The organism is Streptomyces sp. NPDC055287 (assembly GCF_053646035.1).
In genome coordinates this window covers 189,155-203,544 of record NZ_JBSHNE010000002.1, presented here as the reverse complement: position 1 = coordinate 203,544, position 14,390 = coordinate 189,155, and the positions used below count along the sequence as shown (strand labels likewise).

Sequence of the window (14,390 nt, the reverse complement as noted above, 5' to 3'; positions counted from 1 at the left end):
GCAACGCGCTCTCTCAAAACCACTCAATTCGGCGGTCCGCCTGCGATACTTCGCCGCCGCGGGGCATCCAGCGACCTCACATTGTTAGACGCAGGTCACATGTGCAGCCCCGGTGATCTCCGCCATGCTGAGCAGGACATGCCTGCCCGAGCCGCAAAAGGGGACACAACGATGGCCGACACCGTGCTCTACGAGGTGACCGACGGACTCGCGACGATCACGATCAATCGTCCCGACGCCATGAACGCCATGAACACCGAGGCCAAGGTCGCCCTGAGGGACGCGGTGCAGGCCGCGGCCGCCGATCCGGCCGTACGGGCCGTCCTGCTCACGGCCACCGGCCGGGCGTTCTGCGTGGGCCAGGACCTCAAGGAGCACATCGAGTCGCTCGCCGCCGACCGCGAGACCGGCTCCGGGCAGACCATGAGCACGGTGCGCGAGCACTACAACCCCATCGTGCGGGCCCTGACCGAGATGCCGAAGCCCGTCGTCGCCGGGGTCAACGGCGTCGCCGCGGGCGCCGGCGCGGGCTTCGCGCTGGCCGCCGACTACCGGGTCGTCGCCGACACGGCCGCCTTCAACACCTCATTCGCCGGGGTCGCGCTGACCGCCGACTCGGGCGTCTCGTGGACGCTGCCGCGCCTGATCGGCCAGAGCCGCGCCGCCGACCTGCTGCTTTTCCCGCGCTCGATCTCCGCACAGGAGGCGTTCGACCTGGGCATCGCCAACAAGCTGGTGCCCGCCGCAGACCTGGCCGCCGAGGCGGCGGCCGTCGCCCGCGCCCTGGCCGGGGGCCCCACGCTCGCGTACGCCGCGCTCAAGGAGTCCCTGGCGTACGGCGCGGGACACAGCCTGAGCGAGACCCTCGAAAAGGAGGACGAGCTCCAGGCGAGGGCGGGCGCGTCGGAGGACCACTCCATCGCGGTCCAGGCGTTCATCGCCAAGGAGAAGCCGAAGTACCTCGGCCGCTAGGCCGGGGCCGGCCGGCCGCGCGCCACGCATTCCGCGAGGTGGTCGTCGACCAGACCGCACGCCTGCATCAGGGCGTAGGCCGTCGTCGGTCCGACGAAACGTATGCCGCGCTTCTTGAGCGCCTTGGACAGCGCGACGGACTCGGGAGTGATCGCGGGAACGTCCGAGATCGTCCGCGGGGCCGGGCGCGTCGCGGGGTCCGGGGCGTACGACCAGATCAGGGTGTCCAGCTCGTCGGCCTGCCAGCCGGCGAGCGTCCTGGCGTTGGCGAGGGTCGCCGCGATCTTGGCGCGATTACGGATGATCCCGGGATCGGCGAGCAGGCGCGCCGCGTCCTCGTCGGTGAAGGCGGCCACCGACGCGATCTTGAAATCGGCGAAGGCGGTACGGAAGCCCTCGCGGCGGCGCAGGATCGTCAGCCAGGACAGTCCGGACTGGAACGCCTCCAGGCAGAGGCGTTCGTACAGCGCGTCGTCGCCGTGGACCGGGCGGCCCCATTCCCCGTCGTGGTACGCCACGTACTCCTCGGTGGCCAGGCCCCACGGGCAGCGCAGGCCGCCGTCCGGGCCCGGCTCGGCTCCGCCGATCATGACTGCGGCTCCTCGCCCGGTGTGTCGTCGAACGGGCGGTCCTTGAAGAGATCCGCGCCGCCGACCGCTCTGGCCTGGACGCCTGCCAGTACGGCTTCGAGCTCGGCGATCCGCGCGTCGCGTTCGGCGAGCTCGGCGCCGAGGCGGCCGAGCACGTCGTCGACGTCGCCCATCCGGTAACCGCGGGGAGCCAGCGGCAGGCGCAGCGCCTCGACGTCGGCGCGGCCCACCGGCCGCGTGACGGGCAGCGGGTCCACCAGCTGTTCGGGCGCCGCTTCCGGCAGCACCCCGCCGCTGTCGTCGCCTCCGCCGACCACGGCGAGCGTGACCGCGGCGACCACGACCACCATCGCCACCACCAAGAACAAGAACACGAGCGTCTCCCCGGGCCACGCGCAAAGCGGAAACTGTCCAGTCCCGATCGTGCCATGCGGCACTGACAGTTAAGGTCGCAGGCGACCGACGCAAGGAGGAAACACGGTGCTCAGGCTGGGACGGCGCGAGTTCGGAGCGCACGAGCCGGTGATCATGGCGATCGTGAACCGGACCCCTGATTCGTTCTACGACCAGGGTGCGACGTTCCACGACGAGCCCGCGCTCGCCCGCGTCGAGCAGGCGGTCGCGGAGGGCGCCGCCATCATCGACGTCGGCGGCGTGAAGGCCGGCCCGGGCGAAGAGGTGAGCGCCGCCGAGGAGGCGCGGCGCACAGTCGGCTTCGTGGCCGAGGTGCGCAGGCGGCACCCGGACGTGGTGATCAGCGTCGACACCTGGCGGCACGAGGTGGGCGAGGCGGTCTGCGAGGCGGGGGCGGACCTGCTGAACGACGCGTGGGGCGGCGTGGACCCCCGGCTGGCCGAGGTGGCGGCCCGTTACGACGTGGGCCTGGTGTGTACGCACGCGGGCGGCGCGGAGCCGCGTACGCGGCCGCACCGGATCGCGTACGACGACGTGATGGCGGACATCCTCGCCGTGACCCTCGGGCTGGCGGAGCGCGCGGAGAAGCTGGGCGTACGGCGCGACGCGATCCTGATCGACCCGGGGCACGACTTCGGGAAGAACACCCGGCACAGCCTCGAGGCGACGCGGCGGCTCGGCGAGATGGTGGAGACGGGGCGGCCGGTGCTGGTCTCGCTGTCCAACAAGGACTTCGTCGGCGAGACGCTCGACCGGCCGGTGAAGGAACGGGTCGTCGGGACGCTGGCCACGACGGCGGTCTCGGCGTGGCTGGGGGCGCAGGTCTACCGGGTGCACGAGGTGGCGGAGACGCGGCAGGTACTGGACATGGTGGCGTCCATCGCGGGCCACCGCCCGCCGGCGGTGGCCCGGCGGGGTCTGGCCTGAGGAACGCGGGGAGCCGGGAGTGGCGGGCCACGCTGCGCGGGGCTTCCCCCCGACCCGCCCCTCCCGCCCGGGGCGGCTGCCCCGGACCCGGTCCGCGGACGCCGGAGGGGCAGGAAGGGCGGGGAGAGGCCCCGCGCGGCGAACCGGTTACCTCTCCGACTCCTTCGACACCAGCGCCACCGCTTCCTCCACGCTGTCCGTCACGTGGAACAGCAGCAGGTCCCTCTCCGACGCCTTGCCCTGTGCGATCACCGTGTCGCGCAGCCAGTCGACCAGGCCGCCCCAGTACGCCGTACCGAAGAGCACGATCGGGAAGCGCGTGACCTTGCGGGTCTGGACCAGGGTGAGGGCCTCGAAGAGTTCGTCCAGGGTGCCGAGGCCGCCCGGCAGGACCACGAACCCGTGCGCGTACTTCACGAACATGATCTTGCGCACGAAGAAGTAGCGGAAGTTGACGCCGATGTCGACGTGCGGGTTGATGCCCTGCTCGTAGGGCAGCTCGATCCCGAGGCCGACCGAGATGCCCCGGGCGTCCCGCGCCCCCTTGTTCGCCGCCTCCATCGCGCCCGGACCGCCGCCCGTGATCACCGCGAACCCGGCTTCGGCCAGCGCCCTGCCGAGCTCCACGCCCGTCTCGTAGTCGGGCGTTCCGACCGCGGTGCGGGCGGAGCCGAACACGCTGATGGCGGGCGGCAGTTCGGCGAGTGCGCCGAAGCCGTCCACCAGCTCGGCCTGCATCCGCATGACCCGCCACGGGTCGGTGTGGACCCACCCGGTGTCGCCTTCGGAGTCCAGCAGTCGCTGATCGGTCGTGCCCGGCTGGATCTGGTCGCCCCGGCGCACCACAGGCCCCAGACGCTGCTCTTCCGGTACCCGCTCCCCTTCAGGAATCGTCATGCCGTACTCCCTCCGCTGCCGAACATTGTCCGGTCAGCGTAGGTCCCCAGACGTGACGAACGGTGAAATTCAGGCAGTCAGCCAGGCGCGAAGTCGCTCCTCGCAGTGCGTGATCCGCTCGACGGCCACGTGCTCGTCGCGCTTGTGCGCGAAAAGGGCGTCCCCCGGCCCGTAGTTGACCGCGGGCACGCCGAGCGCGCTGAAGCGCGAGACGTCGGTCCAGCCGAACTTGGGCTGCGCGGTGCCGCCCACCGCCGCCATGAACGCCGCGGCGGCGGGATGCGAAAGACCGGGCAGGGCCGCCCCCGAGTGATCGTCCACGACGAATTCCGCGATGGCGCAGCCCGCGAAGACCTCACGTACGTGCGCGAGCGCCTCTTCCTCGCTGCGGTCGGGCGCGTAGCGGAAGTTGACCGTCACCGTGCACGCGTCCGGGATGACGTTGCCCGCGACACCGCCCTCGATCGCGACGGCGTTGAGGCCTTCGCGGTACTCCAGTCCGTCGATCACGGGCCGCCGGGGCTCGTACGCCGCCAGCGTGGCCAGGATCGGCGCCGCCGCATGAATGGCGTTGGACCCCATCCAGCCGCGCGCGGAGTGCGCCCGCTCCCCCGCCGTGCGCAGCAGCACCCGCAGGGTGCCCTGGCAGCCGCCCTCGACCTGCGCGTCGGACGGTTCGAGGAGGACCGCGAAGTCGCCCGCCAGCCAGTCCGGGTGGGCGTCGGCGACGTGCCCGAGGCCGTTGAGGTGCGCGGCGACCTCTTCGTTGTCGTAGAAGACGAAGGTCAGGTCTCGGTTGGGTTCGGGGACGGTCGCGGCGATCCGGAGCTGGACGGCGACCCCGGACTTCATGTCGCTCGTACCGCAGCCCCACAGGACGCCGTTCTCGTCGAGCCTGGACGGCACGTTGTCCGCGATCGGGACGGTGTCGATGTGCCCGGCCAGGATGACCCGCTCGGCGCGCCCCAGGTTCGTACGGGCCACCACGTTGTTGCCGTACCGGTCGACGGTGAGGTGCGGCAGCGCGCGCAGCGCCTCCTCGACGGCGTCGGCGAGGGCCTTCTCGCTGCCGCTCACCGACGGGAAGTCGACGAGCCGGGCGGTCAGCGCGGGGGCGTCCTGGGTGAGGTCAAGCGGAGTTTCGGCCATGCCCCCGAGCCTAACGGGCGCTGGCCGGAGCCCGCCGGGTCGTCCCCCGGGAAGCGCGGAAACGGCCTCCAGTACCTTAGGCAGCGTGCCTGAGTCCACCGCTTCCGTAACTCGCGCCCGCGTCCTGCGCATCACGGCGGGTGTCGCCGTGCTGCTCGCGCTGGCCGGGTATCTGGTGGCGCAGTACGTGACCGGCGGCGCGGGCGCACCGCGCTGCACCGTGCGCTCCGCCGAGGGCGACGGTGCGACGTACGAACTCAGCCCCGAGCAGGCCGTCAACGCCGCGACGATCTCGGCCGTCGGCACCTCGCGCGGGCTGCCGGAGCGTGCCGTGACGATCGCGCTCGCGACCGCGCTCCAGGAGTCGGCGCTGCGCAACATCAAGTACGGCGACCGCGACTCGCTCGGCCTCTTCCAGCAGCGCCCCTCGCAGGGCTGGGGCACGCAGAAGCAGATCCTCGACCCCGGTTACTCGGCCGAGAAGTTCTACGAGCACCTGGAGAAGGTCCCCGGTTACTCGCGGCTGCCGCTGACCGTCGCCGCCCAGCGCGTCCAGCGCAGCGGCTTCCCGCAGGCGTACGCGAAGCACGAGCCGGACGCGGCGCTGCTGGCCGCCGCCCTCACCGGGCGGGCACCCGCGTCGCTGACCTGTTCGGCGCCCCGGGACGCGCAGCCGGGCAAGCCGGCCGATGTACGGGCGGCGCTGATACGGGACTTCGGACCGGACGTACTGCCCAAGGCGCAGACCGGAGGATCCCGGGACAAAGCGGGCGCCGGGGTCGCGGCGGGCACAGCCGGCGCCGCCGCGAAGCTCAGCAGCACCCCGGCGACCGTGACCGTGCCCGTCCCCGCAGAGGCGGCAGGCGCCGGCGGGACCGTCGGCGACCGGCGCGGCTGGGAGCTCGCGCACTGGGCCGTCGCCCACGCCGCGGCGCTCCACATCGAAGAGGTCGCCTACGCGGGCCGCGTATGGACCACCGGTAATTCCGGAATGGCATGGCAGTCCGGTAACGCGCGGAACGGCTCCGGAGAGGTCCGGATCACCACCGCGCAGTAGTGCGGACGATCACCCGAAAGCGGTAAGGGGAGCCGTCGGCAACGGGGTGCGCACGCACCTGCGGGCCCTCACCCCTTCCTTGCCCAATTCCCTGGCGAACAAAGGGAACCGCCCCTCGGGCACCCCCTCTCGGCGAGCGCCATTTGCCCGGGTTCATCCGGAGCCGATTATGCGACGCATTGCAAACTCTTTACCTCGGCGCACCGCAACCAATCCCGCCCCTCGAGCGGTTGTCACGGCGTCTGATCGTCACAGACCGTCTCCATCACACGTCGTCTCTCCCGTCTAAGGAGCACCATGTCTCTCCCCCTGACCCGTCGGATCGCCCGCGCCGCACTGCTCATCGCGGCCGGCGCAGCCCCCGTGGTCGGTGCGGTCGGCTCCGCGAGCGCCGCTGACCTCCCCGCCGCCCCCAACCTGGGTGGCCTGACCGCCCTGGACGGCGCCGGTCTCGCCGAGTCCGTCGACAGCGCGGCGCAGAAGAGCTCCAAGACAGCAGGTGACACCGGCGGCAAGGCCGTCAAGAAGGCTGTCCCGGCCGCCGGCAAGACCGTCGGCAAGGCCGGCAAGACCGCCGCTCCCGTCGCGCAGAAGGCAGCCGGAAGCGTCGGCGAGGTACTCGGCGACACCACCTCGACCGCGACCGGCGAGGGCCTGCCGGTCGGCGCCAAGCTGCCCACCGGCAGCGCCCTGCCGACCAGCCAGCTGCCGACCTCGGGCCTGCCGCTCGGCTAGTCCGTACACAAGCAGAAGGGGCCCCGGGGAGGACGAACTCCCCGGGGCCCCTTCGCGCATGCCGTGGGCCGTGCCGCCGACCGTGGGCCGTCCAGCCGTCCGTCAGCCGCCGAGGCGCTTGACCGCCGCCGCGACGCGCTCGTCGGTGGCCGTGAAGGCCACGCGTACGAAACGGTCTCCGGCCGGCCCGTAGAAGTCGCCCGGGGCCGCCAGGATGCCCATCTCCGCCAGGTACCCGACCGTGTCCCAGCACGGCTCGTCACGCGTCACCCACAGGTACAGGCTCGCCTCGCTGTGCTCGATGCGGAAGCCGTGCGCCTCCAGCGCGCCGCGCAGCGCCGCCCGGCGGGCCGCGTACCGCTCCCGCTGCTCCGCCACGTGGGTGTCGTCGCCGAGCGCCGCGACCGTCGCCGCCTGGACCGGCGCCGGTGTCATCATGCCGCCGTGCTTGCGGATCTGCAGCAGGTCGCCGAGAACGCCCGCGTCGCCCGCCAGGAAGGCCGCGCGGTAGCCGGCGAGGTTGGAGCGCTTGGAGAGCGAGTGGACCGCGACGAGCCCCTCGTACGTACCGCCGCACACATCGGGGTGCAGTACGGAGACGGGCTCGGCCTCCCAGCCCAGTTCCAGGTAGCACTCGTCGCTGAAGACCAGCACGCCGTGCTCGCGCGCCCACGCCACGATCCGGGTCAGCTCGTCCTTGGCCAGGACGCGGCCCGTCGGGTTGGAGGGTGAGTTGAGCCAGAGCAGCTTGACGCGGGCGGGGTCGAGGTCCGCCACCGGGTCGTCGTACGCGACCGGTTCGGCGCGCGCCAGCCGGGCGCCCACCTCGTACGTCGGGTACGCGAGCCGGGGGTAAGCCACCTGGTCCCCGGCGCCCAGACCCAGCTGCGTCGGCAGCCAGGCCACCAGCTCCTTCGACCCGACGACCGGCAGGACGTTGGTGTGCGCCGCACCGCGTGCCCCGAGGCGCCGCTCCACCCACTCCGTGAGCGCGTCCCGCAGCGCCACCGTGCCCCACACCGTCGGATAGCCCGGGGAGTCCGCCGCCGCGACGAGGGCCCGCCGGATCAGCTCCGGGACCGGGTCGACGGGGGTGCCGACGGACAGGTCCACGATGCCGTCCGGGTGGGCGGCCGCCGTCGCCTTGTACGGCTCCAGCTTGTCCCAGGGGAAGGTGGGCAGGCGGTCAGTGACTGCGGACACGGTGGATCGCTTTCTCGTGCTCGTTCGGGCGCGGGCTCTCGCGCCGGCTCTGGAAACGCCTCGGTCCCGTACGGCGAGCAGGCCGTACGGGACCGGGGCGGCGCACTTGCCTCGTCGCTTACTGGTTCTGCGGCGGGAGCGCTGCGATGAAGGGGTGGTCGCGCTCGATCAGACCGAGCTTGGAAGCACCACCGGGCGAGCCGAGCTCGTCGAAGAACTCGACGTTCGCCTTGTAGTAGTCCTTCCACTCCTCCGGGGTGTCGTCCTCGTAGAAGATGGCCTCGACCGGGCAGACCGGCTCACAGGCACCACAGTCGACGCATTCGTCCGGGTGGATGTACAAGGACCTGGAGCCCTCGTAGATGCAGTCGACCGGGCACTCCTCGATGCACGCCTTGTCCTTGACGTCGACACAAGGCTGCGCGATGACGTAGGTCACGCTGTCGTTCCTCCTCGATAGGGCGCGGCGGGCCGATCTGCGGCTCCGTCCACGTGGCGCGCGGGAGCGCGGCGTCGTCGATGCCCGCCTCTAGTATCTCCGTTCCCGGGCACGATCCGAACAGGAGGGGCGGACAGAGCTGTGGAATTCACTACCGGCGGACGACTTGAGGTCCGTATTTCGCCTGATGACGTGGGCAAACGTGTATCAGTCAGGCGCCTCGACGAGGCCGGAGCGCCGGGAGGGAAGTTCACTGACACGGTTGGTGTTCTCACATCCTGGGACGGTGGTGTGCTCTCCATCACACGACGCGACGGCGCGTCCGTCCGGATCGCGGAATCCGCGCTGGTCGCGGGCAAGGTAGTGCCCGCCGCCCCGGCCCGGCGGCGCGGCCCCGCAGCGACCTTCGAGGAGCTCGCGCGGGTCTGCGCACGCGCCTGGCAGCCCGTCGAGAGCGAGCCGCTCGGCGAGTGGCTGCTGCGCGCCGCCGGCGGGTTCACCCGGCGCGCCAACTCAGCCCTGCCGCTCGGTGATCCCGGCATGCCGGTCGGCGCGGCGCTGGAACGCGTATGCGAGTGGTACGCCGCCCGGGGGCTGCCCGCGTACGTCCAGGTCTCCACCGGAGCCGAGGGCACGCAGGAGCGTCTCGCCGCCGAGCTGGAGCGCTACGGGTGGTCCCTCGACGTCACCGCCCAGGTACGGATCGCCCCGCTCGCCCCGGTCGGGGATCTGGACGCGGACGTCTCGCGGGTCCGGCTGGACCGGCGCTGCGACGCGGGCTGGCTCGCGCGGTACCAGCGGTTCCAGGAGCCGGGGCCGCACGTGCTGAGGGTCCTGGAGAGCGGGCCCTCGGTGTGGTTCGCGTCCGTCCCCGGCGAGGGCGAGACGCCCGCCGCGATCGGGCGCTGCGTCGTCGACGGGCGGTGGGCCGGCTTCATGGCGGTCGAGGTCGATCCGGCGTACCGGCGCCAGGGGCTCGCCACCGCCGTGATGACGGCGCTCGCGCGGCAGGCGCTGGACGAGGGCGCGTCGGCCGCGTGGCTCCAGGTCGAGGCCGACAATGACGGCGCGCGGGCGCTGTACGACGACATGGGCTTCGCCACCCACCACAGCTACCACCACTTCCGACCGGCCTAGGCGGGTACGAAACACGTATGCGACGAGCCACCGAATCCGAACGGCGCCAGCGGTTCGCCGAGGAGGCCCGCTCCGAGCGGCCGGACCTCGCGCTGCTGTGCCTGCTGGTGGGCGCGGAGGCGGATGCCTCGCTGGACGAGGCCGGGATGGACGCGGCCGAGATCGAACTCGACAGGCTGGCGGGTCTGCTCCCGTTCCGCCCCGCCGGGGCGCGGGCGTGGGCGTCCGCCGTGGCAGAGGTGCTGGGGGCGCGGTGCGGGTTCGGGGGCACTCCGGCGGACTACCAGCGGCTGGAGTCCTCGCTGCTGCACAAGGTGCTGCGGCGGCGGCGCGGGCTGCCGATCCTGTTGTCGGTGGTGTGGATCGAGGTGGCGCGGCGGGCGGGGGCGCCGGTGTACGGGGTCGCTCTGCCGGGGCACTTCGTCGTGGGCTTCGGCCCCCGGGACGAGCAGGTGCTGGTCGACCCGTTCGACGGGGGGCGGCTGCTGACGGGGGCGGACGCGGAGCTGCTGGTGGCGGGGGCGACGGGGGAACCGCTCGACCCGTCGATGCTGGCGGCGGCGGATCCGCTGGAGATCGTGCTGCGGATCCTGAACAACATCCGCGCGTGGGCGTCGGCCCGCCCGGAGCGTACGGACGTCCAGCTGTGGGCGGTGGAGCTGTCACTGCTGCTGCCGGCACATGCGGCGCGGCTGCGGTTCGAGCGGGCGCAGCTGCTGGTGCAGCGGGGGGATTTTCTGGGCGGGGCGGCGGAGATGGAGGCGTACGCGGACGTCGTCGCGGCGGTGGACCCCACGTCGGCGGAAACGATCCGGCGCCGGGCGCGGGCGGCTCGGGCCCGGCTGAACTGAGGGCGGGGCACGCTCCTGCGTCCGGCGCCGCGGCTTTCGTGCCGGGGGCGTGCCGCTCCGGGGGCCACATTCGGGACCGCATGAGTCAGCCGCCCAGCAGCTTCTCCTTGTACGACGCCCACTCCCTGCGCACACATCACGCTCTACGTCCCGAACACCGCCCCCTGCGCCGGTGGGCGGAGGGGGCGGGTCGTTCGCTGTGCGGCCCGAGTGCTGCGGCCGTCGCACGTCAGCTCGGGTTGAGGCTGATCTCCTGGACGCGCTCCGCCGGGGTCTTGCCCAGGAGCGCGGTGCGCATCGCGAAGGCGACGTCGTCCGCGGTGACCGGGTGCTTCTTGCCGTCGCCCTTGGTGATCTGAACGCCGTTGAACACACCCTCCAGCAGCTGCTCGATCGCCGGCTTGTTGTAGACCTCCACCAGGCGGCCGTCGATCGGCTTCATGGAGAGGATCTTCGGCAGGGACTTCGCCGGGCCGAACTGGATCGCCTTGCCGCCCGCCTTGATCGTGATCAGGCCGGACATCGCGGGCTGTGCGAATTCCTTCATCGCCCGGTCGAGTTCCGCCTTGCCGATCGTCGGTTCCTTCGTGACGACCGGGAGCTCGACGGTGTTCGGCTTGCCGGTCTCCACCTGGGCGCGGTACGCGTCCTTGACCCGGACCATCGAGCGGGCGACGTCGAGCTGCTTGCCTGCCTTGCCCGGTACGGCGACCGCCTCGCCGGGGACGAACTTGATCGTGCCCTCGCCTGCCGTGCCCGACGTACCCGCCAGGTCGGCCAGCGCGACGCTCAGTTTCTCCTCGTCGACCGGGATCACCGGCTCGGCGACGCGCTCGCCGCCGAAGAGGGAGCCGATCACGGAGACGGGGTTGTAGTCGCTGCCCGCGGCGCCGCGCACCGTTTCCTGGCTGTTCAGGGTCAGGCCGGCGTTGGACGGCGGGAGCTGCGACCGCTTGCCGTCCACGGTGAGCTGGAGCGGCGTGGTGGCGCGCTTGCCGAGGGCGGCCTCGAGCTTGCCGACCGCTTCCTCCTTGGTGCCGCCGCCGATGTCGACGCCGAGGACAGTGGTGCCCTTCGGTACGTCGGAGTGGTTCATCAGGAGACCCGCTCCGTACGCCACACCGGCCACGGCCACGACGCCCACGGCCACCAGGACCAGCTTCGAGCGGCCCTTCTTGGCGGGGGCGGGGGCGGAAGCGGCGGCGGGCGGTGGTGTCGTCTGCGCGGCGGGGCCAGTGGGGTCGCCGGGGAGGTGCGATCCGAGGTCCGGGGCGAAGCGCGCGTCGGCCTGCGGCGGGGCGAACGGCGAGTGCCGGTCGGCCGGCTGGACGACGGGGATGCCGCTGGTCAGCGTGTCACCCGAGACGTTTCCGCCCGAGGGAGGTCCCGTGATCGGGTTCTGCGGGGTCAGCACCGCCGTGTCGTCGCTCATGCGCGGCGGGCCCGAGACCGGAGGAGTGGCCCCACCCGCCGGGGAGCCGGGACCGGGGAACGGCGGGCCGCCGATGGACGGGCCGGGGAACGAACCGCTGCCGGTGACCGGGCCGGTGGTCGGACCCGAGGGACCCACGGGTCCCAAGTGGCCGGTGGGGCCGGGGGGACCGGCCGGGCGCGTGCCCGGGGCGCTGCCGTTCGCGGCGGGGGCACCGGGCGCACCGCCGGGGCTGCGGCGCGGCAGAGGCGCGGTGGCGCCCTGCCGCTGTGGCTCCTCCGGCGTGAAGTACGGGAGGTCGGGGCGCTGCCCGCCGCCCTGTGCCGGGGCCGGCGAGGCGGGGGCGGCCGGCGCGGCGGGCCCGGCCTTGCGCGGCGCGAACCAGTCGCTGGCCGGCGGCTTGTCCTCACCCGAGGCCGGGCCGGAACCGGGGACGGAGCCCTGGCCGGAACCCGGCTCGTCGCGCGACGCCGCCGGCGCGGTGTCCCGCGACGGCTCGGGCGGGCGCGGCGTGCTGCCCGTGCGCTCGCCGTTCGTGGGCGAGGAGGGCGGCTCCACGTCGCCCATGGGCGTACGCATGACGACCGGCGGGATCGGCCGCGACCCGGGGATGTTGATCCGGATGCGGGTGGTCAGCGTGGTCTCGGTTTTCGGCTCGTCCGGTTCCACCTGTCCGGCGGGATCGGCGCTGCCCTCCGGACCGCCCTGCCCGGGGTGCGACGACGGATACTGGCGGGATCCGTACGGCGGCGTACCCGAGGGGTACGCGGCTCCGCCACGCCCCTGGGGGCCGGAGGACGAACTGTCAGTTTCACGACTCAAGGCAGGTTCTCCCGGTTAGCTCCGCTCGCCCGCTCTTACCTGGTACTGCGGGCGGCTCGGCGGCGCGCACCACCATACTGGCCGCGGCCGACAGGCGCCCCGCGCCCTTGGCAGCAGGCTTGCGACGGCCGTGCGGACGCGGCCGATTCACGGACTCAAGTGGTGCGTCATTTGCCAAGTCGGGCGCCCGCCGTGCCCCGTTGCGGCAGTTGCAGGATCGTGGCGCAGATCACAGCAACCGCCATTCCGCCGAGCATGTAGGCGTACGAGACGGAGCTGCCGCCGATGAGCAGGTCGCCCTCGGGGCGGCTGACGGTCAGAAGGACGATGGCCACGAGCCATCCCGCGGCGGACGCGCCGACTCCGGACCTGGTCCCCGTGACGTACATGCCGCCGTAGAAGACACCCGCCGCGGCCAGCAGCCCGAGCAGCAGGCCGCCGGGGAACCACGCGGCGTGGACGAGGACGCCCGCCGCGCCGGTGACCGCGCCCAGCAGGGCGAGGAGGGCGTAGGCGCCGATACGGGCTGGGGTCAGGGTCATGAGGTCACTCCCGCGAAGAGGTCGGTTTCGCGGCTGCCGACGGCGCGTTCGCCTCGTACCAACTCGTAGTACTCGGTGGTCAGGACGGGCTGCGCCAGGTTGTTGGAGAGGGCGAAGAACTCGCCCTCCACCGCGATCTGCGTGGCGTGGGCGCGCATCGCGGCCGTCTTGACGCCGGCGTACTCCGTGCCGTCGATCTCGGTGGTGATCACCGCGTCGTCGACCACTCCGGGAATGTCGTCCACTGCCCCGGCGGCGGGGAAGCTCACGGTGGCCGCGCTCAGGCGGGCGAAGCCGTCCTCGGCGTAACCGCGCGGGACGCGGTTCCAGTAGATCTTGGCGAGGGTGTGCGGCGCGCCGAGGTCCGGGCGGAAGTCCGCCTCGGCCGCCAGGTCCGCGGCGCGCATGGCGACGCGGTGGGCCTGGATGTGGTCCGGGTGCCCGTAGCCGCCGTCCGGGTCGTAGGTGACGAGGACCTGCGGGCGTACGGAACGGATCACCTCGACCAAGTACGCCGCCGCCTCGTCCACCGGCGCGGCCCAGAAGGCGCCTTCGCGGTGGTTCTGCGGGGCGCCCATCATCCCGGAGTCGCGGAACCGGCCGGGACCGCCGAGGAAGCGGTGGTCGGTGACCCCCAGCCCCTTCATCGCGGCGGCCAGTTCGGCGACGCGGTGGGCGCCGAGGGTGTCGTCGCGGTCGGCGGCCAGGTGCGCGAGAGCGGGCGGGATGACCTCGCCCTCCTCGCCGAGGGTGCAGGTCACCAAGGTGACCCCGGCGCCCTCGGCGGCGTACTTGGCCATGGTGGCCCCGTTGTTGATCGACTCGTCGTCGGGGTGCGCGTGCACCAGAAGCAGACGACGGGCTGGGTGGTCCGTCATGGGGACCACCCTACGAGGCGCCGCTCAGAACTTGATGCCCCCGATCATCCCGGCCACGTTCGTGGTCAGTTCGTTGATCGTGGGTGCGATCGACGAGCTGGCGAGGTAGAAGCCGAGCAGGACGCAGACCACCGCATGTCCGGCTTTGAGACCCGATTTCCGGACCATCAGGATGACGATGATCGCCAACAGCACTACCGCCGAAATCGAGAGTGCCACGGCGGTTCACCTCCACTTACTCGGGTCGAAAACGGGCATGCGGACAGCCGCCAGCAGGTTCATACCCACCAAGCGCTACGGATCATAACTATCCGTGTGTACGCATTGATCGGTGCACGGCAGCAC

General features: G+C 72.3%; 16 protein-coding genes. 6 read left to right on the top strand and 10 right to left on the bottom strand.

The annotated features are described in order from the left end of the window. The first annotated feature begins 171 nt into the window (after nucleotides 1-171). Nucleotides 172-972, top strand: coding sequence for a 2-cyclohexenylcarbonyl CoA isomerase (gene chcB, locus ACWIHY_RS04220; RefSeq protein WP_454374061.1), 801 nt, complete (start codon nucleotides 172-174; stop codon nucleotides 970-972). Here the strand turns inward: chcB and ACWIHY_RS04215 are convergent. Both ACWIHY_RS04215 and ACWIHY_RS04210 read right to left on the bottom strand, forming a co-directional pair. Next, complete coding sequence (locus ACWIHY_RS04215) at nucleotides 969-1,562, bottom strand: DNA-3-methyladenine glycosylase I (RefSeq protein WP_454374060.1); 594 nt, start codon at nucleotides 1,560-1,562, stop codon at nucleotides 969-971. The genes chcB and ACWIHY_RS04215 overlap by 4 nt on opposite strands. Continuing rightward, nucleotides 1,559-1,936, bottom strand: coding sequence for a hypothetical protein (locus ACWIHY_RS04210; protein WP_454374059.1), 378 nt, complete (start codon nucleotides 1,934-1,936; stop codon nucleotides 1,559-1,561). The genes ACWIHY_RS04215 and ACWIHY_RS04210 overlap by 4 nt, the downstream gene beginning before the upstream one ends. 106 nt (nucleotides 1,937-2,042) lie before the next feature. Here ACWIHY_RS04210 and folP point away from each other — a divergent pair, with 106 nt between their 5' ends. Then, complete coding sequence (gene folP, locus ACWIHY_RS04205; protein WP_454374058.1) at nucleotides 2,043-2,903, top strand: dihydropteroate synthase; 861 nt, start codon at nucleotides 2,043-2,045, stop codon at nucleotides 2,901-2,903. Between the two features lie 147 nt (nucleotides 2,904-3,050). Here the strand turns inward: folP and ACWIHY_RS04200 are convergent, their stop codons facing one another. After that, a complete protein-coding gene (locus ACWIHY_RS04200; RefSeq protein ID WP_454374057.1) occupies nucleotides 3,051-3,800 on the bottom strand; it encodes an LOG family protein in 750 nt (249 codons plus the stop codon). Between the two features lie 69 nt (nucleotides 3,801-3,869). Beyond that, the gene (dapE, locus tag ACWIHY_RS04195; protein ID WP_454374056.1) at nucleotides 3,870-4,949 is read right to left on the bottom strand and encodes a succinyl-diaminopimelate desuccinylase; all 1,080 of its coding nucleotides are present in this window, start codon (nucleotides 4,947-4,949) and stop codon (nucleotides 3,870-3,872) included. An 85-nt stretch (nucleotides 4,950-5,034) separates the two neighbouring features. Here dapE and ACWIHY_RS04190 point away from each other — a divergent pair, with 85 nt between their 5' ends. Continuing rightward, nucleotides 5,035-6,006 carry a heavy metal transporter gene (locus ACWIHY_RS04190; RefSeq protein WP_454374055.1) on the top strand — a complete coding sequence of 324 codons (972 nt, stop codon included), beginning with the start codon at nucleotides 5,035-5,037 and terminating at the stop codon, nucleotides 6,004-6,006. Nucleotides 6,007-6,303: 297 nt separating this feature from the next. Continuing rightward, entirely contained in the window at nucleotides 6,304-6,741 is a 438-nt protein-coding gene (locus ACWIHY_RS04185; protein ID WP_454374054.1) for an ATP-binding protein, read from the top strand. A 102-nt stretch (nucleotides 6,742-6,843) separates the two neighbouring features. Here the strand turns inward: ACWIHY_RS04185 and dapC are convergent, their stop codons facing one another. Both dapC and fdxA read right to left on the bottom strand, forming a co-directional pair. After that, nucleotides 6,844-7,944, bottom strand: a complete 1,101-nt coding sequence (gene dapC, locus ACWIHY_RS04180; protein WP_454374053.1) for a succinyldiaminopimelate transaminase — start codon at nucleotides 7,942-7,944, stop codon at nucleotides 6,844-6,846. Between the two features lie 118 nt (nucleotides 7,945-8,062). Then, complete coding sequence (gene fdxA, locus ACWIHY_RS04175; protein WP_018089397.1) at nucleotides 8,063-8,383, bottom strand: ferredoxin; 321 nt, start codon at nucleotides 8,381-8,383, stop codon at nucleotides 8,063-8,065. Nucleotides 8,384-8,524: 141 nt separating this feature from the next. Here fdxA and ACWIHY_RS04170 point away from each other — a divergent pair, with 141 nt between their 5' ends. Together ACWIHY_RS04170 and ACWIHY_RS04165 are read left to right on the top strand one after the other, a co-directional pair. Continuing rightward, nucleotides 8,525-9,520, top strand: coding sequence for a GNAT family N-acetyltransferase (locus ACWIHY_RS04170; RefSeq protein ID WP_454374052.1), 996 nt, complete (start codon nucleotides 8,525-8,527; stop codon nucleotides 9,518-9,520). A 17-nt stretch (nucleotides 9,521-9,537) separates the two neighbouring features. After that, a complete protein-coding gene (locus ACWIHY_RS04165; protein WP_454374051.1) occupies nucleotides 9,538-10,371 on the top strand; it encodes a transglutaminase-like domain-containing protein in 834 nt (277 codons plus the stop codon). A gap of 229 nt (nucleotides 10,372-10,600) precedes the next feature. Here ACWIHY_RS04165 and ACWIHY_RS04160 read toward each other — a convergent pair whose 3' ends face one another. From ACWIHY_RS04160 to ACWIHY_RS04145, 4 genes are all read right to left on the bottom strand, one after another. Then, entirely contained in the window at nucleotides 10,601-12,625 is a 2,025-nt protein-coding gene (locus tag ACWIHY_RS04160; RefSeq protein WP_454374050.1) for a hypothetical protein, read from the bottom strand. A gap of 167 nt (nucleotides 12,626-12,792) precedes the next feature. After that, complete coding sequence (locus ACWIHY_RS04155; protein WP_454374049.1) at nucleotides 12,793-13,167, bottom strand: DUF6113 family protein; 375 nt, start codon at nucleotides 13,165-13,167, stop codon at nucleotides 12,793-12,795. Further along, nucleotides 13,164-14,045 (bottom strand): N-acetyl-1-D-myo-inositol-2-amino-2-deoxy-alpha-D-glucopyranoside deacetylase, encoded by an 882-nt coding sequence (gene mshB, locus ACWIHY_RS04150; RefSeq protein ID WP_454374048.1) that lies wholly within the window; start codon nucleotides 14,043-14,045, stop codon nucleotides 13,164-13,166. Before mshB ends, ACWIHY_RS04155 begins: the two co-directional genes overlap by 4 nt. A 24-nt stretch (nucleotides 14,046-14,069) precedes the next feature. After that, nucleotides 14,070-14,264, bottom strand: a complete 195-nt coding sequence (locus ACWIHY_RS04145; RefSeq protein ID WP_138896464.1) for a hypothetical protein — start codon at nucleotides 14,262-14,264, stop codon at nucleotides 14,070-14,072. Nucleotides 14,265-14,390 lie beyond the last annotated feature (126 nt).

What these genes read in the sequence shown, in the direction of transcription:
- chcB (WP_454374061.1), top strand. Translation starts at nt 172, where the DNA reads ATGGCCGACACCGTGCTCTACGAGGTGACCGACGGACTCGCGACGATC.
- ACWIHY_RS04215 (WP_454374060.1), bottom strand. Translation starts at nt 1,562, where the DNA reads ATGATCGGCGGAGCCGAGCCGGGCCCGGACGGCGGCCTGCGCTGCCCG.
- ACWIHY_RS04200 (WP_454374057.1), bottom strand. Translation starts at nt 3,800, where the DNA reads ATGACGATTCCTGAAGGGGAGCGGGTACCGGAAGAGCAGCGTCTGGGG.
- dapE (WP_454374056.1), bottom strand. Translation starts at nt 4,949, where the DNA reads ATGGCCGAAACTCCGCTTGACCTCACCCAGGACGCCCCCGCGCTGACC.
- ACWIHY_RS04185 (WP_454374054.1), top strand. Translation starts at nt 6,304, where the DNA reads ATGTCTCTCCCCCTGACCCGTCGGATCGCCCGCGCCGCACTGCTCATC.
- ACWIHY_RS04165 (WP_454374051.1), top strand. Translation starts at nt 9,538, where the DNA reads ATGCGACGAGCCACCGAATCCGAACGGCGCCAGCGGTTCGCCGAGGAG.
- ACWIHY_RS04155 (WP_454374049.1), bottom strand. Translation starts at nt 13,167, where the DNA reads ATGACCCTGACCCCAGCCCGTATCGGCGCCTACGCCCTCCTCGCCCTG.
- mshB (WP_454374048.1), bottom strand. Translation starts at nt 14,045, where the DNA reads ATGACGGACCACCCAGCCCGTCGTCTGCTTCTGGTGCACGCGCACCCC.